The organism is Amycolatopsis sp. NPDC021455 (genome assembly GCF_040640995.1).
Classification (GTDB): Bacteria; Actinomycetota; Actinomycetes; order Mycobacteriales; family Pseudonocardiaceae; genus Amycolatopsis.
In genome coordinates, this window is sequence record NZ_JBFACT010000054.1 from 12,644 (window position 1) to 33,467 (window position 20,824).

The following is a 20,824-nucleotide window of genomic DNA, read 5'->3' on the forward strand; positions in this document are numbered from 1 at the left end:
GGCACTGTGTCACGACCTCTGCGGAAGCTCGGCTTCCTGACCATCGGCCTGTTCGACGCGGACGACCCCCGCCGGGGTCACGAGTCGACGCTGGAGATCATCGAACTCGGCGAGCGGCTCGGCTTCGACAGCGCCTGGGTGCGGCACCGGCACCTGCAGTACGGCATCTCGTCGCCGGTCGCGGTGCTGGCCGCGGCGTCGCAGCGGACCAGCCGGATCGAGCTCGGCACGGCCGTGATCCCGCTCGGCTGGGAGAACCCGTTGCGGCTGGCCGAAGACCTCGCCACCGTCGACCTGCTTTCGGGCGGACGGCTCAACCCGGGCCTGAGCGTCGGGCCGCCGATGCGCTGGGACGAGGTCAAGCACGCCCTCTACCCGGACACCGCCGACGCCGAGAACTTCTCCTACGACCGCGTGCAGCGGCTGCTGGACTTCGTGCGCGGCGAACCGGCCACCGGGTTCAGCGGCACGGAGGGGTTCGAGGTGTTCTCCGACCGCGTCCAGCCGCAGTCCCCCGGGCTCGGCGAGCGGCTCTGGTACGGCGGCGCGAGCCTGCGGTCGGCCGAGTGGGCGGGCAAGCACGCGATGAACTTCCTGACCAGCAGCGTGGTCAAGGCCGAAGGCGAGAGCACGGACTTCGCCGAGATCCAGCTCTCGCACATCCGGACGTTCCGCGAGCACCACCCCACCGGGCGCATCTCGCAGGGCTTGGTCGTGATCCCCACCGACAGCGCGACGCCGGAGCAGCGGGCGAAGTACGAAGCCTTCGCCGAGAAACGGCTGCCGCGCACCGCGGAACCGCAGGGCCCCGCGCGCATGCTGTTCTCGCCCGATTTCGTCGGCACGTCCGCGGAAATCGCCGAAAAATTGCACGAGCACGCGGCGTTCCGCGAAGTCGACGAGGTGGCTTTCGCCCTGCCGTTCACCTTCGAACACGAAGATTACGTACAGATCCTCACCGACATCGCGGAACGCCTTGGCCCCCTGCTGGGACGCTGACTATTTGTTCGTGCCCGGCGTCAGCACCTTGTCGATCACGAAAACGGTGGCGTTCTTCGTGGGAATGTTGCCGCACAGGACCTTCGCTCCGTTGACCGTCAGGTTTTCGCCGGAACCTTCGATCTTCACCGGGCCGCCGGCGGAGTTGAGCGTGTCGACCGAGCCCGCGGCGGCGAGACCGGCGGCGTCGTAACGCTTCCCGACGACGTGGTACTGCAGGATCGGCGCCAGTTCGGCGGGCTTGCTCGCGAGCTCGGCGAACTTGGCGTCACCCAGCGCGGCGAACGCCGGGTCGGCCGGCGCGAACACCGTGACGGCCTCCTGGCTGTTCAGCGTGTCGACCAGGTTGGTGGCCTTGACGGCCGCGACCAGCTTGGTCAGCAACGGGTTGGTCGACGCGGCCGACGCGACCGGCTGCGGGCCCATCGAGTCCAGCGAACCGGGCGCGGAGCCCTGCGGCAGCCGGGAACAGGCGGGACCGAAGACGTCGGCGTTGGTGGTCACGCCGTCGGCGGCCGGCGCGGCCATCGGCGACGAGGGGGTCATCGAGGTGCTGGAGCCGGTGTCGCTGCTGCTGCACGCGGTCAGCGAAAGCGCGGCGACGGCGGCGGCGCCGATTCCGGCGACACGGAGCTTGGTCACGAAAATCACTCCCATTTGCGGCTGAGAACTGCTTCTTGTTCTTGATTCGGAACTGCGGCGGAAACGGATTGCTAGGAGAGAGAAATCCGCGTGACGGCCGGGGTCGTCGGGCCGGGAGAACCGCCGGAGGGTTCGACGGTGATTCCGATCCGGTCGACATCGGGCGGAAGATCGGCGACCAGCATCCGCTGCGGCGCCTCGGGCGCCATCAGCCCGGCCGACCGCGCGCCCCCGGAGCCGATGAGCCACACCTGGTAGACGTGGCCGGCATCGAGTGCGGGCAGGCCGGAAGCGAGCAGGACGGCCTGGTGCCGGCTGCGCGAGACGACGAGGGTGGCGTGCCCCTGGCCGACGCCCTGGATCGCGGAGGCATCCGGCGCGGCCAGCACCGAGTCGACGGGAGCCGGAGCGGTGACGACGCCGACGACAACGGCGACGACGGCGGCCGCGGCGGCGCCGAGCAGGGCGGCGCGCAGGTGCAAAGCCTTGGCGCGGCTGGGTTCCGGGACGGCATGCGGCCCAGCTGCGGCTCGGCCACCCGGCCATCGCCCGGCGAGCCCGTGCGAGCCCGGCAGCTTGGGCGGCAGCTGGCGGGTCCGCGCCACATCGGCGAGCACGACGAGCTTCAGCCCCGGCGGTGGCTCCACCGCGGCAGCCGCGCCGAGCAGGCCGCCCGTGGCCCGCAGCTCCGCCACCTCCTGACGGCACGCGGCGCACTCCCCGAGGTGCCGCTCGAACTCCGCACGGTCCACTTCGGACACCGCGTCCAGTGCGTACGCCCCCGTCAGCGTGTGCCGCTCGGCGGTCATCGGTCCACCCCCAGGCAGTCGCGCAGGCGGATCAGGCCGTCGCGGATGCGGGTCTTCACCGTGCCCGGCGCCACCTTCAGCACCTCCGCGACCTCCGGGTAGGTGTAACCGTTGTAGTAGGCCAGCACGATCGACTCGCGCTGGAGATCCGTCAGCTCCGCCAGGCACTGCCGGACCCGCCGGCGGTCCAGACCGGCCAAAGTGGACTCGGTCACCTCGTCGAACGGGCGCCGCACGTCCATCCGGCCCGCTCGCTCCTCGCGCTCGAGGCCGGCCTGGTGCGCGCGGACGCGGTCCACGGCCCGGCGGTGGGCGACCGTCAGCACCCACGACAGCGCGCTCCCGCGCTCCGGGACGTACCGCGCCGCCTTGCGCCACACCTCCACGAGCACCTCCTGGGCCACCTCCTCGGCCTGGGCGCGGTCGCGCAGCACGCGCGTCGCCAGGCCGAGCACCGGACCGGCGACGAGGTCGTACAGCCCCTCGAACGCCGCTTCGTCGCCGGCCGCCACCCGTCGCAGCAACTCCTCCGCGCTCGGTGCGAGCGCCGAGTCCTCGTCCGATCTCAGCCGCAGCCGCCCACGCTCACCCATGCCCGGGGTTCGCAGCCGGACGGCGGGCCGGACTGCCCTTCCCACCCGGACGGCGCAACTCCGGCGCCGGGACCCATCCGGCGGCGGCGCGGCTCCGAACCTCAGTCACCGCCGCTCACCGACGGTGAGGAAGTTGCCCTTTCGGCCATGCCGAAGGTGACCTCGGACACTTCTTGATCACCCCTGCGTGTGAAAGTTTTTCGGATCGCTGGGCGTTGCACTCACCATGGGTTATCCCTGGAACAAGATCGACCCGACCGACGAGTAGCAAAGGGGCCACCATGGCCGACCCGCACACCGTGACCAGTGCCAGCCTCGACTTCGCCCTGCGCACCTTCGGCGCCGGGCCGCGGCCGGTGCCGGCGGAGCTGGAGTACGACACCCGCGACCCGTACGCGGTCGCCGTGGTGCTGCACGCCGGTTCGAGCGCGGTCCGGTGGCTCTTCGGCCGCGACCTGCTCGCCGACGGCCTGCTCACCCGCTGCGGCGACGGCGACGTGCGGATCGGTCCCGCCGCCGACCCCGCGCTGGTCGTCGTGGAGCTGAGCTCGCCCGAGGGCGCCGCCGTGCTCGAAGCCCCGGCGAAGGAGATCGCGGCCTTCCTCGACCGCACCTACGACGTCGTCCCGGCCGGCAGCGAGACCGACTGGTTCGACTTCGACGAGGAAATGCAGAAGCTTTCCTACCAGGACTGAGTACCGTCCCGCGGGTGAGCTTCTTCCTGACGAAGGTCCTCGCCGCGCTCGACGACGGCGGTGACCGCGTCCTGTTCCACCACCACGGCGGCGTCACCACCTACCACCAGGCCCGCGACCGGCTGCGCCGCCTCCACGGCGGCCTGGGCGACGTCGCCACGCTCGCCGTCGACCTGCGCAACCGGCCCGAGACGATCCTTGTCCAGCTCGCGGCCCTCCTGCGCGGCGCGACCGTCCTCCTGGTCCCGGCCTCGGCACCGCGCCAGGATCGCCTCGCCGTGGCCGAAGGCGCCGTGGTCACCGATCGCCCGCACGACTGGCCCGCGGGTGACGTCCGCACCCTCGACGACCTCGACGGCGAACCCCAGCCACTGGACCCACCGGACACGGTCCGCCTGCTCTTCCCCACCGGCGGCACCACCGGCACCCCGAAGCTCATCCGCCACAGCGGCATCTACGACGGCATGGCGTACCTCTTCACGCCGTCGCCGGACGGCCCGGGACGGACGCTGCTCGTCGCGCCGATGACGCACATGACCGGCAACGCCACCGTGCTCGGTGCGCTGCTGCGGCACGACACCGTGGTCCTGCACGACGGCTTCGACGCGGGAGCGGTGCTCGAAGCGATCCAGGAGCACCGGATCGACACCCTCTCGCTGACCCCGCCCCGGCTGGCCGCGCTCCTCGACCACCCGGCGCTGAAGAAAACCGACCTCAGCAGCGTCCGCTCGCTTTCCCTCGGCGCCGCGCCCCTGCCGCCGCACCGGCTCGCCCAGGCCCTCGACGTCTTCGGTCCGGTCGTCGGCCAGGGCTACGGCCTCACCGAAGCCCCGATGATCGCGAGCATCTCCGCCGCCGAGCTGATCGACCGGCCGGAACGGCTGGGGTCGGTCGGCCGGATCGTGCCCGGCATGGAAGCCCGCATCACCGACGGCGAAGTCGAGGTCCGCGGACTGTCCATGATGGACGGTTACCTCGGCGGCCCGGAGATCGGCGCCGGCTGGCTGCGCACCGGCGACCTCGGCCGGTTCGACGACGAGGGCTACCTCTACCTGCTCGACCGCGCGGACGACGTCGTCGTGGTCGGCGAGCACGGCACCAAGGTCCCGACCACCGTCGTCGAACACGCCCTCGCGACGCACCCGGCTGTGCGGAGCGCGGCCGTCTTCGGCCGGGACACCGGAGACGGCCGGCTGCTGCACGCTGTCGTCGTCGCGACGAGCGAAGTCACGGCGGACGACCTGAAGGCCCACGCCCGGGAAGCCTTCGGCCAGGAGCACTACGTCCCGGCGGCCGTGGACTTCGTCGACGCCCTCCCGCTCACCGAAGTGGGCAAAGTGGACAAGCGGGCCCTCGCTCAGCTCGTGACGGCGCCGTAGGACGACGACCGGACCAGCTTCACGTACTTGCCGAGCACGCCTTCCGGGAACTTGTTCGGCAGCGGCTCCCAGCCTTCGCGGCGTCGCGCCAGCTCGGCCGCGTCGACCAGCAGGTCGATGCTGCGGGCCTTGATGTCGACGGCGATCCGGTCGCCGGTGCGGACGAACGCGATCGGCCCGCCGTCCACCGCCTCGGGGGCGACGTGGCCGATGCACAGGCCGGTGGTGCCGCCGGAGAACCGGCCGTCGGTCAGCAGCAGGACATCGCGGCCCAGCCCGGCACCCTTGATCGCGGCGGTGATCGCCAGCATCTCCCGCATGCCCGGGCCGCCCTTCGGGCCTTCGTAGCGGATGACGACGACGTCGCCGGGCTCGATCCGGCCCTCGTTCAGCGCCGCCATCGCCTCCTGCTCGCGTTCGAACACGCGGGCCGGGCCCTCGAAGCTGGCCGTGTCGAAGCCCGCGGACTTCACGACCGCGCCTTCGGGCGCGAGCGAGCCGCGCAGGATCGTGATGCCGCCGGTCGGGTGCAGCGGATTGTCCAGCGGGCGCAGGACTTCGCCGTCGATGGGGTCGGGGTCCAGCTCGGCGAGGTTCTCCGCCACCGTCCGGCCGGTGACCGTCAAGGCGTCGCCGTGGATCAGCCCCTCGTCCAGCAGGGCCTTCATCAGCACCGGGATGCCGCCGTGGCGGTCGATGTCCTGCATGACGTACTTGCCGAACGGCTTGAGGTCGCCCAGGTGCGGGACGCGGTCGCCGATCCGGTTGAAGTCGTCCAGCGTCAGCGGGACCTTCGCCTCGTGCGCGATGGCCAGCAGGTGCAGCACGGCATTGGTCGAACCGCCGAGGGCCATGACGACGGTGATGGCGTTCTCGAACGCCTCCCTGGTGAGAATGTCGCGCGCAGTGATACCGCGTTCGAGCAGCCCGATCACGGCTTCACCCGACAGGTGCGCGTAGTGGTCGCGACGGCGGTCCGCGGACGGCGGCGCCGCCGATCCCGGCATGCTCATCCCCATGGCTTCCGCGGCCGACGCCATCGTGTTCGCCGTGTACATCCCGCCGCAGGCGCCTTCGCCGGGGCAGATCGCGCGCTCGATGCGGTCGAGGTCGTCGCGCTTGAGCCGTCCCGCCCGGCACGCGCCGACCGCCTCGAAGGCGTCGATGATGCTGACGTCCTTCTCGGTGCCGTCGGTGAGCTTCACCCAGCCGGGGGCGATCGTGCCCGCGTAGAGGAACACCGACGCGAGGTCCAGCCGCGCGGCGGCCATCAGCATGCCCGGCAGTGACTTGTCACAGCCGGCCAGCAGGATCGAGCCGTCGAGCCGCTCGGCCTGCATGACCGTCTCGACCGAGTCGGCGATGACCTCGCGGGACACCAGCGAGAAGTGCATGCCGTCGTGGCCCATGGAGATGCCGTCGGACACCGAGATCGTGCCGAACTGCAGCGGGTAGCCACCGCCGGCGTGCACGCCCTCCTTGGCCGCCTGGGCCAGCCGGTCCAGCGACAGGTTGCACGGCGTGATCTCGTTCCACGAGCTGGCGACGCCGATGATCGGTTTCGTCCAGTCGCCGTCGCCCATCCCGACCGCGCGCAGCATGCCTCTGGCGGGCGCGGCCTCGATCCCGTCGGTCACCGTGCGGCTGCGGGGCTTCGGGTCGATCGTCATGACGGACCTCCGGTGCGGCGTTCGGACGCTGAAGCATGCTACCAACGACGACGCGGTCCGCTGGCCGGAACGAATTCCTACCCGCTCCGGCGCGGACCGGCGAAAACTCGGGCCATGATCGCCACAGTGGTGTGGGGCACGGGCAACGTCGGCCGGGCGGCAATCCGGGCCGTCGACGCCCACCCGGCGCTGAAGCTCACCGCGGTGCTCGTCCACGACCCGGCGAAGGTCGGCAGGGACGCGGGCGAGCTGGCCGGCACCGGCGCGCTGGGGGTCGCCGCGACGGACGACATCGACGCCGTCCTGGCCACGAGCCCGCGCGCGATCGTGTACGCCGCCTCGGGCGACGTCCGGTTCGACGACGCGCTCGCCGACATCGTGCGCGCGATCCGGGCGGGCGCGGTCGTCGTGACGCCGGCGCTCTACCCCCTCTACGACCAGCGGAACGCGCCGCCGGAGCTGCGCGAGCCGGTGCTGGCCTCGATCGCGGACGGCGGCGGCTCGCTGTTCGTCTCCGGCGTCGACCCCGGCTGGGGCAACGACGTGCTGCCGATGCTGATCAGTGGCCTCGGCACGGACGTCGACGTCATCCGCTGCCAGGAGATCTTCGACTACTCGACCTACGAGCAGCCCGACTCCGTCCGGTACCTGGTCGGGATGGGCCAGCCGATGGACTACGACCCGCCGATGCTGATGACCGGCGTGCCGACGATGGTGTGGGGCGGCCAGGTCCGGCTGATCGCACGGGCCCTCGGCGCGGAGCTCGACGAGATCCGCGAAACCCTCGACCGGCGGCCCCTGGACGAAACCGTCACCACGCGGACCATGGGCGAGTTCGAAAAGGGCACGCAGGGCGCGGTGCGGTTCGAGGTGCAGGGCATCGTCGGCGGCGAGCCCAGGATCGTCATCGAGCACGTGACGCGCATCCACCCGTCGTGCGCGCCCGACTGGCCGACCCCGCCCAGCGGCGACGGCGCGCACCGCGTGATCATCGAAGGCCGGCCGCGCATCGAGGTCACGGTCGAGGCGACCGACGAAGGCGAAAACCGGTCGGCGGGCGGCAACGCGACCGCCGTCGGACGGCTGGTGGGCGCCATCGACTGGCTGGCCGCGGCCGAACCCGGCCTCTACGACGCACTCGACGTCCCGCTGCGCCCGGCGGCGGGCAAGCTCGGAAGGAGCCGTCCGTGAACATCGACATTCCCGCGGGCAAGGACCCGATCGGGTACGTCTGGGGCGAAATGGTGCCCGGCATCGGGGTCGCCGCGTCGAAGTTCTCACTGGCGGTGTACGAGCACACCACGCTGGGCCTGCGGGAGTTCGAAGCCGCGCGGCTGCGGATCGCGCAGATCAACGGCTGCGTCTTCTGCCTCGACTGGCGCACCGAGCGCGACGGGCAGAAGGTCGAGGAGGAGTTCGCGGACGCGGTGCTCGACTGGCGCACCACCGACCGCTTCGACGACCGCACGCGGCTCGCCGCGGAGTACGCCGAGCGGTACTCCCTGGATCACCACAACCTGGACGACGAGTTCTGGAAGCGGATGTCCGCGCACTACACGCAGCAGGAGATCGTCGAGCTGAGCATGAGCCTCGGCGCGTGGCTCGCCTTCGGGCGGCTGAACCACGTCCTGGGCCTCGACACTGTCTGCGTCCTCCCGTCCCACCGGTCGTGAGGGGCGGGGGCGGCGCCCCTCACGAGCTGCGGGGTCAGAAGTCCTGCGCGATGATCTTCTCGATGTTGCGTTCCGCCAGCGCCGTGATGGTGACGAACGGGTTGACGCTGGTGTTGCCCGGGATCAGCGAACCGTCGATCGCGTACAGGCCCTGGTAGCCGGCGAGCCTGCCGTAGTTGTCGGTCGCTTTCCCCAGCACCGCGCCGCCGAGCGGGTGGTAGGTGAGATGGTCGCCCCAGATCTTGTAGGTGCCGAAGAGGTCGGTCCGGTAGATCGTGCCCTCGGTCGAGTTGATCTTGTCGAAGATGGTCTTCGCCATGTCGATGCCCGGCTGTTTCCACGCCGTCTGCCAGTTCAGCTCCACCGCGCGGGTCGTGGGGTTCCAGGTGAACTGCGCGCGGTTCGGGTTCTTCGTGATCGAGAGGTAGAACGACGCCCACGTCTCGATCCCGGTCGGCAGCGGCGCCACTTCGGCGAACGCGCCGCCCGCGGCCCAGTTGTCGATGCCGCCGCACGGGATGGTCGACTGGGAGGCCCCGGTCGGGTCCCAGATCTGGTTGGCCCGCCCGACCATCACGTTCCCGTTGTCGCCCCAGCCCTTCCCGACTTCGCCGTTGAGGTTCGGCAGCGCGCCGGTCGCCTTCAGCTTCACCAGCAGCTTGCTCGTGCCGACGCTGCCCGCGGCGAAGAACACCTTGTCCGCCGTCACGGTCTTGATCGTGGACACCGCGCCCGCGGTGGTGAGCTGCTCGATGGTCACGGTGTAGCCGCCGCCGGAGGCCGGCACCACCTGCGTCACGCGGTGCAGCGGCGAGATGGTGACCCGGCCGGTCGCGGCGATCTTCGGCAGGTAAGTCTTCTGCAGCGACTTCTTGCCGTAGTTGTTGCCGAACAGGATTTCCCCGGCCAGCGCCGACTTCGTGACGGTGCCCGCCGCCTCCTGTTCCATGTAGTCCCAGTCGTACACGTCCGGCACGAACACGAACGGGAACCCGGACCGCTGGGCCTGTTTCCGGCCGACACGGGCGAACTGGTACCAGTCGGTGCTCTCGAACCAGGCCGGGCGGATGCTGGCGACCCCCAGCCCGGCGTTGGCGCGCGGGTAGTAGACGTTGTACATCTCGTCGGCGTCGACCGTCGGGAGGATCGCGCCGAAGTTCTCCCGCTTCGGCGTGACGGCCATGCCGCCGTTGACGAGCGAGCCGCCGCCGACGCCGCGGCCCTGGTACACGATGATCCCGCCGAACTCCTCGGCGTCGAGGACGCCGGTGTAGCGCGGGATGTCCTTGTCGATCGGGAACCCGAGGAAGTTGGAGAACGGCTGCTTCGTCCTCGTGCGCAACCAGAACGACCGCTGGTCCGGATTGGGCGTGGTGCAGAAGATCTTGCCGTCCGGGCCGGGGGTGTCCCAGGCCATCCCCATTTCGATCATCTGCACGTCGACACCGGCCTGCGCCAGGCGCAGGGCGGCGACCGAGCCGCCGTAGCCGGAGCCGATCACCAGCGCGGGCACGCGGGCGCCGTCGGCCACGCTTTGCGAGGAAGCCGCGGCGGGCCGGAGGGGGGCGGCGGCGGCCCGGCCGGCTAAGGCAGCACCGGCCAAGATAGAACCAGTTCCAGTGATGAAGAGGCGACGGGAAACTGAGCCAGAAGTTGTTCTCCACACGGGTTCGTCACTCATGTGTGTTCCTCACCGTTGAGGTATTTAGAACAAGTTATAACTCCTAACCTCCTGACAAGTCGACATATACCCACGAGTAACCTGGCGGCCCGGCGAGGCTGTGCCGCTGAATGGGCCATGATGGACAGCTGTGGAGTCCACCCGAGTGGACCGCTGGCTCTGGGCGGTCCGGCTGACGAAGACCCGCCCGGACGCCGCGGCGGCGTGCCGCGGCGGGCACGTGCGCGTCAACGACAAGCCCGCGAAGCCGGCGACGACCGTCGTGCCGGGCGACGAGGTGCGCCTGCGCGTCGGCGGGACGACCAAGGTCCTCGACGTCGTCCGGGTGATCCAGAAACGCGTGGGCGCGGCGGACGCGGCGACGTGCTTCGTGGACCGGACGCCGAAGCCGCCCCCGGACGCGGCCATCCCGGTCGCCCGCCGCGACCGCGGTGCGGGCCGGCCGACCAAACGGGAGCGTCGCGTGCTGGACGCGTTCCGGCAGCAGCAGTGACGCGGTTTTCGAGATCATCCCCGTCTTCGATCTAGGAATCGCCGACCCGGCGGCGGGTTTTCCGGAAATAGCCGGGAATCCCCGCGGTACGGGTCGGTTCCCGGGCAAAACGGGTAGTCCCCCCTGCCGATCGGCGTCCGCCGCGGGAGCTCGGGGAGGAAAGTCATGACGACCAGCCCAGCCCAGGACCGCCTGCTGGCCGCGGCGCGGCCGCTGGTGGTGCGCTACTGCCGCGCCCGCCTCGGGGCGGGACAGGACACCTGGCGCTCGGCGGACGACGTCGCGCAGGACGTCTGCCTCGCGGTGCTCAAGGCGCTGCCGGGGTGGCCACCGGAGCGGCCGTTCCCGAGTTTCGTGTGCGGCATCGCCCGGCACAAGGTCGCGGCCGCCCGCAAGGCGGCGGCCCGGCAGCAGGACGAACCGGTCGCGGAGCTGCCGGACGAGGTCGACTCCTCGATGGACCCCGAGCACCACGCCCTCCGGCGCGAGCTCGGCGAACGCATGGCGAAGCTGCTGCGGGTGCTGCCGGAGAAGCAGCGGGAGATCGTGGTGCTGAGGGTGGTGGTCGGCCTGTCGGCGGAGGAGACCGCGGCGGCGGTCGGCTCGACGCCGGGCGCCGTCCGCGTCGCCCAGCACCGGGCACTCGGCCAGCTGCGCAAGGTCATGACGGCGGAGCACGGAACCCGGCTGTGAAACTGGCTACCCTCGGCTGATGAGCGACAGCGAGAACTTCGAAGGACGCGATGTCGGGTCCGGGATCTCGGTCATCCGCGAAAGCACCGACGTCGTCGGCTCGGGGCCGCGGCTGCACCGGCACCCCTACACCGAGACGTTCGTCATCATCCGCGGGCGGGCCCGGTTCACCGTCGGCGACGAGCAGCGTGACGGCGGCGCCGGGGACGTGCTCGTCGTCCCGGCCGGCACGCCGCACAAGTTCGCGGTGCTCGGCCCCGGCGTCTACGAAGCCGTGCACATCCACGAAAGCGACCACTTCATCACCGAATGGCTGGAGTGACGCTCACAGCCAGCCGTCGCCGATCATGCCGCGCAGCTTGCCCAGGGCGCGGTACTGCGTGATGCGGACGTTGCCGGCGGAGATGCCCAGCGCCTCCGCCGTCTCCGTCGCCGACAGGCCGACCACGATCCGCAGCGCGAGGATCTCCTGCTGCAGCCGCGGCAGCGACGCCACCAGCCGGCCCAGCCGGGCGCCCAGGTCCAGCTCGAGCACGTGGTTCTCCGGCTCGTTCCCGCCCAGCGGCCGGTCGGGCAGCTCCGGGACCGGCTTCGCCCGGTCGCGCGCCACCGAGCGGAAGGCGTCGGCGACCTTGTTCGCCGCGATGGCCCGCACGAGGTACAGGAACGAACCGCCGCGGTCCTGGTAGGTCGGCAGCACCTTCAGCACGGCCAGGCACACCTCCTGCGCGACGTCGTCGGCCGAGAGGTACGAGAGGTCGCGGCCGCCGATCCGCGCCCGGCAGTAACGCACGATCGCCGGCTTGATCAGCCGCAGCAGCGCCTGCACCGCGTGCGGGTCGCCGTCGCGCGCGGCCGCCACCACCGGGTCGAGCCGCTCCTTCGCCAGCGCGCCCTCGGGCCGCGGCGAGTTCTTCAGCACGGTGTAGCCGTCGACCGGCGCCTCCTGCGCCGCCTGGCAGATCATGGTTTCCACGGGTCCCTCCTCGCGTCCGCCACCGGGATTCCCGTCCGTCCGTCCACAATGGAGCACATGGGTGCTTCGACGGTTCCCGGCCCGACATATCGGTTATCGAGGCGCTGACCAGCAACGTTGCAATATCGCGGTGGTTGTCCAGCTATTGTCCGTTAACCGTTCACCGCCCGCCCGGGCCGGGCGGCGGGCACCCGCGCATTACCGGACAGATCCTGGACAATTCACCACCAGCGAATCCCGTAGCCCAACCCGGGCGCGAGGCGCCGGAACCGCACGTGCACCTCGCCGGCTTCGTCGGGTTCCAGCTCGGGGCCGCGTGTGGTCAGGTGCTTCGTTTCGCCGCGATCGACGCCGTCGAGCCGCACGATCCGCTCCGGCACGGTTTCACCGAACCGGACGTGCAGATCGAAAAGATCGCACGGGTGCCGCGGCACGCAGAGATACCGCGGTTCCCGCAGGTTCGCCCGGAATCGCAAGCCGATCTCGCGCCGCGCACCGCGCCGTAACGGCTCCGGGAGCCGCAGCCGAAGCCCGAACCGGTCCCCCGATTCCCGCACCAGGCGGTCGAGCACCCCGCCGTGGAACACGTCGACCTCGAGATCGGATTCGCGCACCGATTCCGCGGATTCCCCGGGCGCGGGCAGCGTGAGCGCCAGGTCCAGCACGGCGATTTCGTCGGCGTCGGCGATCACCCGGCGGAATTCGAACGCCTCCGCCACCGGCCGGTCGAGCGCCAGCGTGACGCGCAGTTCTTCGGTGTGCCAGCTGCCGCTCGGATAGCGCGATCCCGCGTCCGCCGCGTCCGCGACGGCCAGCGCGGCGATCTGCTGGATTCCCTCGTCGATCCGCCGCCGCACCGTCCGGTCGTCGCGGTCGAGCGTGATCGCCGCCCAGTGCACCCGTTCCTGGTAGAACGGCTTCCGCGCCCGCTCGTCCAGCGCGAACGCGGCGATCAAAGCGATCTTCAGATCCTCCGGCAACGATTCGACCAGCGGCCGCAATCGGTCGAAGAGCTTGCGCCGCATCTCCACCGTGCCGTCCTCTTCGGCAATGCCACAAGTGGTGCGCAATGCCGGGCCGACCCGGTCCGCGAGCGGTGTCGTGAAAATTGCCCTCCCTTTGCGCAGGGCCTTGAGCTCGCCGACCACGTCCGCCGCACTGACGTCCACTGTTGTGCCCCTTCCCTCCCGCGGGCATCAATGTTCGTCAGCGCCATCGCCGATGTCCAGTCGATCAAGGTGCGGCAAACGGATCGTTATCCCGCGGTTTCCGTTCCTGGTACCCAGGGAAAGGGGAAAGCCCTCGATGTCCGGTTCCCGGAGGTCGCATTCTTGGCGTGGCACACCGATTCCGGGCGGAAATCTCCGGATCGACCCCGGCCGTGCGACTCCTCGGCGTACGGGAGCCGGAATGGCGATCACGCGCGCCCCGGCCGGGTGATCGTGACCCGGCTGTGGCCTCACCGCCCGGTTGAGGGCGTGCCGCCGCGGGTACTTGTTGATCATGAGCCCGAAGATGTGGCGCCTGCTGATCTCGGGGTCGCTGCGGCTGTTCCTGCTCAGCGCCGTACCGGCCGCCGTGCACCTGTCCGTGCTCGCCGGCCTGGCGGCGACGGTCATCGCGTTCGTCGTGCCCGCGCCGCGGGGCCGCCGCGAACCCGGCGACCCCTAGCCGGCCACGAGGCGGGCCAGCACGGACGGCACGTCCCGTTCGAGCTGCGCCGCGGCCTCCTCCGCTCCGGCCAGGTGCCGGAGCAGCGCCTGCTGGAACAGGCCGTCGAGCAGCGCGTAGGCGAGCGGCGCCGGCACGTCCAGCGGCGCGGACACCAGATCCGCGTAGCGCGTCACCACCTGCCGGATCATCTCTTCGCGGCGCCGGTCGATCTCCAGCACGTCGGCGCGGAACGACTCCTCGAACAGGCTCTGGTTGCGCAGGTCGTACCAGAGCCGGTGCATCTTCGCGTCCGCGCGCAGCGTCGCGGCCATCGCCGTCGCGAAGTCGCGTTGCAGCTCGAACGCCGTCTGCGCACGGGCGACGATTTCGTCGTACCGGGTGACGCAGACTTCCTCGAACCGCCGGACGCAGTGGGTCAGCAGGTCGACCTTGTCGGCGAAGTAGTAGTGCAGCACGCCGTGCGAGAACTCCGAGTTCTGGGCGATCTCCCGCAGGCTGGTGCGGGCGTACCCGAGCTCGGCCAGCGTCTGCAGCGCGGACTCGGCCAGCTGGGCGCGCCGCTGCTCGAACTTGTCGACCTGGCGGCGCGAGATCCGCTCGCGGGTCCGCTCCTTCGCCTCTGTCACCTGCACCATCCGTCACTTCACCGGGGACGGGCCCCAGTCTATCGGGCACTTGGCCAACTTTTTCTTGACGAGTGTCCAAGAAACTCTTGACGACTGTCCAGTCTTCGGCCGATGCTGTGCCCCAGCCGTCTCAAGGAGGAGATGTCATGGCTGGTCACGACCTGTCCGGGCGCGCCGCGCTCGTCACCGGAGGAGCCCGCGGCCTCGGCGCCGGAATGGCCCAGGCGCTGGCCGAAGCGGGCGCGTCGGTGGTGATCGCCGACATCCGCGAGGACCTCGGCCGCGCCACCGCCGACGCGCTCAAGCAGACCGGCGCCACCGCCGCGTTCGTCCCGCTCGACGTCACCGACGACGACTCGTGGGAGCAGGCGGTCACGGCCACGATCGCCGAGCTCGGCGGCCTGGACATCGTGGTCAACAACGCCGGGATCGAGATCTCCGGCCTGGTCGCCGACCTCGACGCGAGCGACCTCCGGCGGATGCTCGAGGTCAACGTCGTGGGCACCGCGCTCGGCATCAAGCACGCCTTCCGCGCGATGCGCCCCGGCGGCCCGGCCGGGAACGGCGGCGCCGTCGTCAACATCGCGTCGGTCGCCGCGACCATCGCCTTCCCCGGCATCGCCGGCTACTCCGCGACGAAGTCGGCCGTCGACCGGCTGACCCGCGTCGCCGCCATGGAGGCCGGGAAGCTCGGCTACGGCGTGCGCGTCAACTGCGTCTACCCCGGCCTGGTCCCCACCGAAATGGGCAACCAGCTCGCCACCGACGTCGTCCGGCTGGGCCTCTTCCCCAGCGTCGAGGACGCCATCGGCGCCGTCGTCGGGCAGACCCCGGCCGGCCGCCTCGGCGAAGTCGCCGACATGGCCGACGCCGTCGTGTTCCTGGCTTCCGACGCCGCCCGTTTCGTCACCGGCGCCGGCCTGCCGGTCGACGGCGGCATGGGCATGTGACCCCCTCTTCCCGAAAGGCACGAGCCATGACCAAGCCCGTCGTCGTCTACGGCGCCTCCGGCTACACCGGCCGCCTGATCTGCGAATACCTGCGCGAATACCACATCCCGTTCACCGCGGCCGGCCGCGACAAGGCCCGCATCCAGGCCGCCCTCGACCACGTGCCCGGCCTCGACACGGTCGACCACGAAGTCGTCGAAGTCGGCCACGAGGCAGAGTCGCTGGCCGAGCTGTTCGACGGCGCGTCCGTCGTCTGCAACACCGTCGGGCCGTTCGCCGAATACGGCCACGAAGTCGTCGAGGCCTGCATCCGCAGCGGCACGCACTACCTCGACACGACCGGGGAACAGGACTGGCTGATCACCTGCGACGAAACGTACGGCGCGCGGATGGCCGAGCAGGGCCTGCTGCTCTCGCCCGGCATCGCGCAGATGTACACCACCGGCGAGATCGCCGCGAACCTCTGCCTCGAAACGCCCGGCCTGGACACCCTCGACATCCTGGTGTTCTGGAAGGGCTACCCCACCGTCGCCTCGACGCAGACGATCCTGGTCAACGCCGCGCTGTCGAAGGCCTACCACCTCGAACAGGACACCTACGTCGAATGGCCGGCCGACGGCGGCCTGCACGACGTCGCCGTGCCCGGGCAGCACGAGATCGGCCTGGCCCTGCCGTGGGGCGGGACGTCGCACCCGGTGTGGTTCAAGCGCGACCCGCGCGTGGCGAACGTCAAGGCCCTCGGCGGCGTCTTCGACCGGGCCCTGATGCAGGGTGTGCCGCTGATCGTGAAGGCGGTCCTGGAGCAGGTCGACGGCCTGCCGGAGGCGGAGAAGCTCAAGGTGCTGCACGAGCAGGCCGCCGCCGTGCGCGACGAGATGCCGCCGCGGGAGAACCAGCGGATCAACACGTCGCTGGATTCGGTGCACGCCTCCGGCCCGGCCGGACGCGCGCACTGCGTCATCCACGGCACCTGCAACTACAAGCAGACCGGCCTGTTGCAGGCCTATGCGGCGTATTCGCTGCTGCAGCAACCGCCGCGGCGGGCCGGGTTCGCGTCGGCGTGCCAGGCGTTCGGGCACCGCGAGCTGCTGGGCGTGCTGCGGAACTTCGGCCTGGTGCAGGCGCCGGTCCTGACCGTGCAGGTCTGACCGCCATGCGCCTGGCCGACTACCTCGACAAGGGAGCCTCGCTCGGCCACTCGGCGCCCTGCCTGACCACGGCGGGCGTCTCGCTGAGCTACGCGTCCGTGCAGGAGCTGTCCTGGCGGATCGCCCAGGCGCTGGACCGCTCCGGCATCCGCCCGGGCGAGAAGGTCGCGATCCTTTCCGGCAACGACCCGCTCGCGTTTTCCTGCGTCTTCGGCATTTCGCGGGCGGGCGCGGTGTGGTGCCCGGTCAACCCGCGCAACGCCGCCGCCGAAAACCGCGACCAGCTCGACCTCTTCGACTGCACGTGCCTGATCTTCCAGTCGTCGTTCGCGCCGCTGGTCGAGCGGATCCGGCCGGACCTGCCGAAGCTGAAAACGGTCGTCTGCCTCGACGACGGCTCGTTCGAGCCGTGGCTCGGCGACGCCGTGCCCTGGGAAGCCCCGCCGGTGGACGACGTGGTGCTGCTCGCCGGCACCGGCGGGACGACCGGCCGGCCCAAGGGCGTGGTGCTGACCGGGCACAACATCGAGACGATGACCGCGCTGACGCTGATGAGCTACCCCTTCGAGGGGCGCCCGCGGTACCTGGCGCTGGCGCCGCTCACGCACGCGGCGGGGGTGTTGTGCTTCCCCGTCATGGCGCTCGGCGGCGAGATCGTCGTGATGCCCTCACCGGACCTGACGGAGTTCATCGCCCTGGTCGAGCGGAACCGGATCACGCACGCGTTCCTGCCGCCGACGCTGATCTACCTGCTGCTGGACGACATCACGCTGGACGCCGCGGATCTGTCGTCGCTGCAGTGCCTCTGGTACGGCGCGGCGCCGATGTCCACCGCGCGGCTGCGGGAGGCGATCGAACGGATCGGGCCGGTGCTGGGCCAGCTGTTCGGGCAGTCGGAGGCGCCGATGATGATCTCCACGCTCGCCCCGGCGGACCACTTCCACGCCGACGGCACGCTCGCCGTCGAGCGGTTCGCCTCGGCGGGCAAGCCGACGCCGCTGACGCAGGTGGCCATCATGGACGCCGATGGCGCGCTCCTGGACCGGGGAGCCCGCGGGGAGATCGTGGTGCGCGGCCCGCTGGTGATGGCCGGGTATTACGGTGACCCGGCCGCCACGGCCGCCGTCTCCCGGAACGGGTGGCACCACACCGGCGACGTCGGCTACCTCGACGAAGACAACTATCTGTACATTGTGGACCGTCTCAAGGACATGATCATCAGCGGCGGGTTCAACGTGTACTCCGCCGAAGTCGAACAGGCGCTGCTGAGCCATCCCGCGGTGCGGGACTGCGCGGTCGTCGGGCTGCCGCACGAGAAGTGGGGCGAGCAGGTGACGGCCGTGGTGCAGTTCCACTCCGGGCGCGGGGTACCGGCCGCGGAGCTGCGGGAGTTCGCGAAGGGCCTGCTCGGGAGCGTCAAGGCCCCCAAGGAGGTCCTGGTCTGGACGGACCTGCCCCGCTCCAAAGTGGGCAAGGTGCTGAAGGGCGAGGTCAAGGCCCGGCTGCTCACGCCGCCTGCCACGGCCGGAGCTTCTCCGGGTTCCGCACCGCCCAGATCCGCCTGATCGACTCCCCGGCCACGTCGAACGCCATGACCATCACGACGGCGTCGCCGCGCCGGGCGAGCAGGCCCGGCCGTCCGTTGACGACGGTCTCCACCAGCGTCAACGCCGGGATCCGGCCGGTGATGTCCACGGCGTAGCGCGCGATCCGCTCGCTTCCGGTGATCGGGTGGAGAACCGTGCTGACCAGGCCGCCGCCGTCGGCGGTGGCCTGGGCCTCGGGGTCGAGGAGGCCGATCAGGCCTTCGATGTCCTTCGCCTCCCAGGCCAGCTTGAAGGCCCGGACGACGTCCGCGCTCCCCCGCGGCGCCGGTCCCCGTGCCGCCCGGACCCGGCGGCGCGCGGAGGTGGCGAGCTGGCGGCACGCCGCCGCCGAGCGGCCGAGGACCGCGGCCACCTCCGCGAACGGGTAGCCGAACACGTCGTGCAGGACGAACGCCACGCGTTCGGCCGGCGTCATGGCCTCGAGCACGACGAGGAACGCCATGGTGACCGACTCGTCGAGCGTGACGCGGTCGGCCGGGTCGCCGGGCCACCCCGCCTCTTCCGGCAGCGGCTCGGGAATCCACTCGCCGACGTAGCGTTCGCGACGGACCCGCGCCGAGCCGAGGACGTCCAGGCAGATCCGGCTCGCGACCGTCGTCAGCCACGCGCCCGGCCGCTCGATCGCGGCCCGCTGCGGCCCCGACAGGGCGTACCACCGGCCGTAGGCCTCTTGGACGGCGTCTTCGGCGTCGCTCAGGGACCCCAGGAGCCGATAGGCGAGGCCGATCAGCCGCGGCCGCTCGCACAGAAGATCGTTCACACCGCTCTGACGAGCCCGAGCGGCAATCCGTGACAGCCGGCCCGGATGCGCCCCAATGTGGCGTTGGGTGCGTCTGACGCACCGAACGCCACATTGGGTGCGTTGGACGCACCGAACGCCACATTGAGGTTTTCTCAGTAGCGGTGGCTGGTGGGCGTGTTGTGCTCAGGTGGGCGTGGGGCCCCTGGTAGGACTGGATTTGCGAAGATCAAGTCCGAGAGTCCAGAGGCCCCACGTGATCAATTATGCTGCCACCCTCGACGTCGCGCACGAGCTGGTCTGGTTCGTCGCCCGTGTTCTCCGCGCGGAACGGCGCCGGCGCGGCACCCGCCGCAGCCGGCGCGCCCTGACTGTCTACTGGCAGGCAGTGCTGGTGCTGCGCTGGTTCCGCGACGCCACCCCCGTCCACCGGCTGGCCGCCGACCACCGGATCAGTGTGGCTACTGCCTACCGCTACCTGCACGAGGCCCTCACCGCCCTCGCCGCCCAAGCGCCGGACCTGCACGAGGTACTGACCGACCGGCGCGCCCAGGGCGACACCCACGTGATCCTGGACGGCACCCTCATCCCCTGTGACCGGGTCGCGGCGACCACGACCAAAACCAAAGGCAAAAACCGCGGCCAGACCGTGCACCTGTGGTACTCCGGCAAACACCGCACCTTCGGCGGCAACATCCAGTTCCTGCCCCCCGACGGGTTCCCGTTGTGGACCTCCGAGGTGCTGCCCGGCTCCCGCAACGACCTCTCCGCCGCCCGCGACCACGAGATCGTCGGCGCCCTGACCGCCGCCGCAGCCAAAGGCCTGAAAACCCTGGCCGACAAGGCCTACCACGCCGCCGGCATCGGCATCCACACCCCATTCAAGAAAACCGCAGCTCAGCCCACACTTCCGGCCCGCCAACGGGTCTACAACCTGCTCCAATCCCGAGCCCGAGCCCTCGGCGAACGCGCCATGGCCATCCTCAAAACCCGCTGGTCAGCCCTACGACGAGTCACCCTCTGCCCCCACCGCATCGGCACCATCGTCCAAGCCGCCCTCGTCCTCACCCACCACGAACACCACGGCCGCTACTGAGAAAACCTCATTGGGTGCGTCCCCCGGCTCTGTCACGAGAACCCGGGCCAGCCGGCGCGGTACGCACCGGGGCGTAGCCGCAAGTGCCGTCCGCGGACGGACGACCGCGGCACCCCCGCCTCGGACGATGGGGGCATCGACGAGGAGGGCGGCCACCATGACCAGGCTGAGCACCCGGGCCCGCAAGGCGTACCTGCTGGCACACATCGTGTCGGCCGGCCTGTGGTTCGGGATCGACGCGGCGTTCGGCATCCTGATCTGCACCGCGCTGCTTTCCGGCGACCCCGCCGTGGTCGCCACGAGCCTGCGCGCGGTCGGGTTGTTCGTGGTCTGGCCGATGCTGACCACCGCCGTCCTCACCCTCGCCACCGGCGTCGTGCTCGGTCTCGGCAGCAGGTACGGCCTGGTCCGCTACTGGTGGGTGGCGGTGAAGCTGGCCGCCAACGTGCTGATGGTGCTGCTGATCTTCTTCTCGCTGCGGCCGGGGATCGACGACGTCGCCGAGTTCGGCAGGCAGCTCGCCGCCGGCGGGACACCGGAGGGCGACCCCGGCGGCCTGCTCCCTCCCGTGGTCGTCGCCCCCAGCCTGCTGCTGCTTTCGAACGTCCTCTCGGTGTTCAAGCCGTGGGGCCGCGTCCGGCGAGAGGCGGTATCGGTGCGGTGAGCGCGTAGTCGATCACG

Annotated in this window: 23 protein-coding genes; 14 read left to right on the plus strand and 9 right to left on the minus strand. The window is 70.8% G+C overall.

Translation table 11 applies throughout. The annotated features are described in order from the left end of the window. The first annotated feature begins 6 nt into the window (after positions 1-6). Positions 7-999 carry an LLM class flavin-dependent oxidoreductase gene (locus tag AB0G28_RS37115; RefSeq protein WP_361100460.1) on the plus strand — a complete coding sequence of 331 codons (993 nt, stop codon included), beginning with the start codon at positions 7-9 and terminating at the stop codon, positions 997-999. On the opposite strand, the gene AB0G28_RS37120 is transcribed toward AB0G28_RS37115, so the two are convergent. From AB0G28_RS37120 to sigK, 3 genes are all read right to left on the minus strand, one after another. Continuing rightward, complete coding sequence (locus AB0G28_RS37120; protein WP_361100463.1) at positions 1,000-1,641, minus strand: fasciclin domain-containing protein; 642 nt, start codon at positions 1,639-1,641, stop codon at positions 1,000-1,002. It abuts the gene before it with no gap. A 71-nt stretch (positions 1,642-1,712) separates the two neighbouring features. Next, positions 1,713-2,450, minus strand: coding sequence for an anti-sigma factor (locus AB0G28_RS37125; RefSeq protein ID WP_361100466.1), 738 nt, complete (start codon positions 2,448-2,450; stop codon positions 1,713-1,715). Continuing rightward, complete coding sequence (gene sigK / locus AB0G28_RS37130; protein WP_361100469.1) at positions 2,447-3,043, minus strand: ECF RNA polymerase sigma factor SigK; 597 nt, start codon at positions 3,041-3,043, stop codon at positions 2,447-2,449. The genes AB0G28_RS37125 and sigK overlap by 4 nt, the downstream gene beginning before the upstream one ends. A 281-nt stretch (positions 3,044-3,324) precedes the next feature. Between sigK and AB0G28_RS37135 the strand changes: the two genes are divergently transcribed. After that, the gene (locus AB0G28_RS37135; protein WP_361100472.1) at positions 3,325-3,738 is read left to right on the plus strand and encodes an SsgA family sporulation/cell division regulator; all 414 of its coding nucleotides are present in this window, start codon (positions 3,325-3,327) and stop codon (positions 3,736-3,738) included. 14 nt (positions 3,739-3,752) lie between these two features. After that, positions 3,753-5,117: a fatty acid--CoA ligase family protein gene (locus tag AB0G28_RS37140; RefSeq protein ID WP_361100475.1), complete on the plus strand. Its 1,365-nt coding sequence runs from the start codon at positions 3,753-3,755 to the stop codon at positions 5,115-5,117. Here the strand turns inward: AB0G28_RS37140 and ilvD are convergent. Then, positions 5,096-6,787, minus strand: a complete 1,692-nt coding sequence (ilvD, locus tag AB0G28_RS37145) for a dihydroxy-acid dehydratase (RefSeq protein WP_361100478.1) — start codon at positions 6,785-6,787, stop codon at positions 5,096-5,098. The genes AB0G28_RS37140 and ilvD overlap by 22 nt on opposite strands. Positions 6,788-6,901: 114 nt before the next feature. Here ilvD and AB0G28_RS37150 point away from each other — a divergent pair, with 114 nt between their 5' ends. Both AB0G28_RS37150 and AB0G28_RS37155 read left to right on the plus strand, forming a co-directional pair. Beyond that, positions 6,902-7,978: a dihydrodipicolinate reductase gene (locus tag AB0G28_RS37150; protein ID WP_361100481.1), complete on the plus strand. Its 1,077-nt coding sequence runs from the start codon at positions 6,902-6,904 to the stop codon at positions 7,976-7,978. Beyond that, a complete protein-coding gene (locus AB0G28_RS37155) occupies positions 7,975-8,460 on the plus strand; it encodes a carboxymuconolactone decarboxylase family protein (RefSeq protein ID WP_361100484.1) in 486 nt (161 codons plus the stop codon). Before AB0G28_RS37150 ends, AB0G28_RS37155 begins: the two co-directional genes overlap by 4 nt. 34 nt (positions 8,461-8,494) lie before the next feature. On the opposite strand, the gene AB0G28_RS37160 is transcribed toward AB0G28_RS37155, so the two are convergent. Further along, the gene (locus AB0G28_RS37160) at positions 8,495-10,063 is read right to left on the minus strand and encodes a GMC oxidoreductase (RefSeq protein WP_361100487.1); all 1,569 of its coding nucleotides are present in this window, start codon (positions 10,061-10,063) and stop codon (positions 8,495-8,497) included. 208 nt (positions 10,064-10,271) lie between these two features. Here AB0G28_RS37160 and AB0G28_RS37165 point away from each other — a divergent pair, with 208 nt between their 5' ends. The 3 genes from AB0G28_RS37165 to AB0G28_RS37175 all read left to right on the plus strand — a co-directional run bounded on the left by AB0G28_RS37165 (position 10,272) and on the right by AB0G28_RS37175 (position 11,649). Further along, a complete protein-coding gene (locus tag AB0G28_RS37165; protein ID WP_361100490.1) occupies positions 10,272-10,634 on the plus strand; it encodes an RNA-binding S4 domain-containing protein in 363 nt (120 codons plus the stop codon). A gap of 165 nt (positions 10,635-10,799) precedes the next feature. After that, positions 10,800-11,327, plus strand: coding sequence for an RNA polymerase sigma factor ShbA (shbA, locus tag AB0G28_RS37170; protein WP_361100493.1), 528 nt, complete (start codon positions 10,800-10,802; stop codon positions 11,325-11,327). Positions 11,328-11,346: 19 nt separating this feature from the next. Continuing rightward, a complete protein-coding gene (locus AB0G28_RS37175; RefSeq protein WP_361100496.1) occupies positions 11,347-11,649 on the plus strand; it encodes a cupin domain-containing protein in 303 nt (100 codons plus the stop codon). Positions 11,650-11,652: 3 nt separating this feature from the next. On the opposite strand, the gene shbA (AB0G28_RS37180) is transcribed toward AB0G28_RS37175, so the two are convergent. Both shbA (AB0G28_RS37180) and AB0G28_RS37185 read right to left on the minus strand, forming a co-directional pair. Then, entirely contained in the window at positions 11,653-12,294 is a 642-nt protein-coding gene (gene shbA, locus AB0G28_RS37180; RefSeq protein ID WP_361100599.1) for an RNA polymerase sigma factor ShbA, read from the minus strand. Between the two features lie 230 nt (positions 12,295-12,524). Further along, a complete protein-coding gene (locus AB0G28_RS37185; RefSeq protein ID WP_361100499.1) occupies positions 12,525-13,472 on the minus strand; it encodes a hypothetical protein in 948 nt (315 codons plus the stop codon). Between the two features lie 334 nt (positions 13,473-13,806). Between AB0G28_RS37185 and AB0G28_RS37190 the strand changes: the two genes are divergently transcribed. Next, positions 13,807-13,974: a hypothetical protein gene (locus tag AB0G28_RS37190; RefSeq protein WP_361100502.1), complete on the plus strand. Its 168-nt coding sequence runs from the start codon at positions 13,807-13,809 to the stop codon at positions 13,972-13,974. Here AB0G28_RS37190 and AB0G28_RS37195 read toward each other — a convergent pair. Beyond that, a complete protein-coding gene (locus AB0G28_RS37195; protein ID WP_361100505.1) occupies positions 13,971-14,612 on the minus strand; it encodes a TetR/AcrR family transcriptional regulator in 642 nt (213 codons plus the stop codon). The two genes, AB0G28_RS37190 and AB0G28_RS37195, sit on opposite strands and share 4 nt — an antisense overlap. A gap of 137 nt (positions 14,613-14,749) precedes the next feature. Between AB0G28_RS37195 and AB0G28_RS37200 the strand changes: the two genes are divergently transcribed. Genes AB0G28_RS37200 through AB0G28_RS37210 form a run of 3 tightly spaced genes read left to right on the plus strand, consistent with a single transcriptional unit; the run spans position 14,750 to position 18,266 of the window. Then, positions 14,750-15,553, plus strand: a complete 804-nt coding sequence (locus AB0G28_RS37200; RefSeq protein ID WP_361100508.1) for an SDR family NAD(P)-dependent oxidoreductase — start codon at positions 14,750-14,752, stop codon at positions 15,551-15,553. A gap of 26 nt (positions 15,554-15,579) precedes the next feature. Beyond that, the gene (locus AB0G28_RS37205; RefSeq protein ID WP_361100511.1) at positions 15,580-16,701 is read left to right on the plus strand and encodes a DUF5938 domain-containing protein; all 1,122 of its coding nucleotides are present in this window, start codon (positions 15,580-15,582) and stop codon (positions 16,699-16,701) included. A 5-nt stretch (positions 16,702-16,706) separates the two neighbouring features. Then, positions 16,707-18,266 carry an AMP-binding protein gene (locus AB0G28_RS37210; protein WP_361100514.1) on the plus strand — a complete coding sequence of 520 codons (1,560 nt, stop codon included), beginning with the start codon at positions 16,707-16,709 and terminating at the stop codon, positions 18,264-18,266. Here AB0G28_RS37210 and sigJ read toward each other — a convergent pair. Continuing rightward, on the minus strand, positions 18,208-19,068 hold the full coding sequence (gene sigJ, locus AB0G28_RS37215) for an RNA polymerase sigma factor SigJ (RefSeq protein ID WP_361100517.1): 861 nt from the start codon (positions 19,066-19,068) through the stop codon (positions 18,208-18,210). The two genes, AB0G28_RS37210 and sigJ, sit on opposite strands and share 59 nt — an antisense overlap. Positions 19,069-19,303: 235 nt before the next feature. Here sigJ and AB0G28_RS37220 point away from each other — a divergent pair, with 235 nt between their 5' ends. Both AB0G28_RS37220 and AB0G28_RS37225 read left to right on the plus strand, forming a co-directional pair. Next, positions 19,304-20,143 (plus strand): transposase family protein, encoded by an 840-nt coding sequence (locus AB0G28_RS37220; protein WP_361100520.1) that lies wholly within the window; start codon positions 19,304-19,306, stop codon positions 20,141-20,143. A gap of 157 nt (positions 20,144-20,300) precedes the next feature. Beyond that, a complete protein-coding gene (locus tag AB0G28_RS37225) occupies positions 20,301-20,807 on the plus strand; it encodes a hypothetical protein (protein WP_361100523.1) in 507 nt (168 codons plus the stop codon). The last annotated feature ends 17 nt before the right edge of the window (positions 20,808-20,824 follow it).

What these genes read in the sequence shown, in the direction of transcription:
- sigK (WP_361100469.1), bottom strand. Translation starts at nt 3,043, where the DNA reads ATGGGTGAGCGTGGGCGGCTGCGGCTGAGATCGGACGAGGACTCGGCG.
- AB0G28_RS37205 (WP_361100511.1), top strand. Translation starts at nt 15,580, where the DNA reads ATGACCAAGCCCGTCGTCGTCTACGGCGCCTCCGGCTACACCGGCCGC.
- AB0G28_RS37150 (WP_361100481.1), top strand. Translation starts at nt 6,902, where the DNA reads ATGATCGCCACAGTGGTGTGGGGCACGGGCAACGTCGGCCGGGCGGCA.
- AB0G28_RS37200 (WP_361100508.1), top strand. Translation starts at nt 14,750, where the DNA reads ATGGCTGGTCACGACCTGTCCGGGCGCGCCGCGCTCGTCACCGGAGGA.
- AB0G28_RS37175 (WP_361100496.1), top strand. Translation starts at nt 11,347, where the DNA reads ATGAGCGACAGCGAGAACTTCGAAGGACGCGATGTCGGGTCCGGGATC.
- AB0G28_RS37225 (WP_361100523.1), top strand. Translation starts at nt 20,301, where the DNA reads ATGACCAGGCTGAGCACCCGGGCCCGCAAGGCGTACCTGCTGGCACAC.
- shbA (WP_361100599.1), bottom strand. Translation starts at nt 12,294, where the DNA reads ATGATCTGCCAGGCGGCGCAGGAGGCGCCGGTCGACGGCTACACCGTG.
- shbA (WP_361100493.1), top strand. Translation starts at nt 10,800, where the DNA reads ATGACGACCAGCCCAGCCCAGGACCGCCTGCTGGCCGCGGCGCGGCCG.
- AB0G28_RS37190 (WP_361100502.1), top strand. Translation starts at nt 13,807, where the DNA reads ATGAGCCCGAAGATGTGGCGCCTGCTGATCTCGGGGTCGCTGCGGCTG.
- AB0G28_RS37135 (WP_361100472.1), top strand. Translation starts at nt 3,325, where the DNA reads ATGGCCGACCCGCACACCGTGACCAGTGCCAGCCTCGACTTCGCCCTG.
- AB0G28_RS37125 (WP_361100466.1), bottom strand. Translation starts at nt 2,450, where the DNA reads ATGACCGCCGAGCGGCACACGCTGACGGGGGCGTACGCACTGGACGCG.
- AB0G28_RS37210 (WP_361100514.1), top strand. Translation starts at nt 16,707, where the DNA reads ATGCGCCTGGCCGACTACCTCGACAAGGGAGCCTCGCTCGGCCACTCG.
- AB0G28_RS37195 (WP_361100505.1), bottom strand. Translation starts at nt 14,612, where the DNA reads ATGGTGCAGGTGACAGAGGCGAAGGAGCGGACCCGCGAGCGGATCTCG.
- ilvD (WP_361100478.1), bottom strand. Translation starts at nt 6,787, where the DNA reads ATGACGATCGACCCGAAGCCCCGCAGCCGCACGGTGACCGACGGGATC.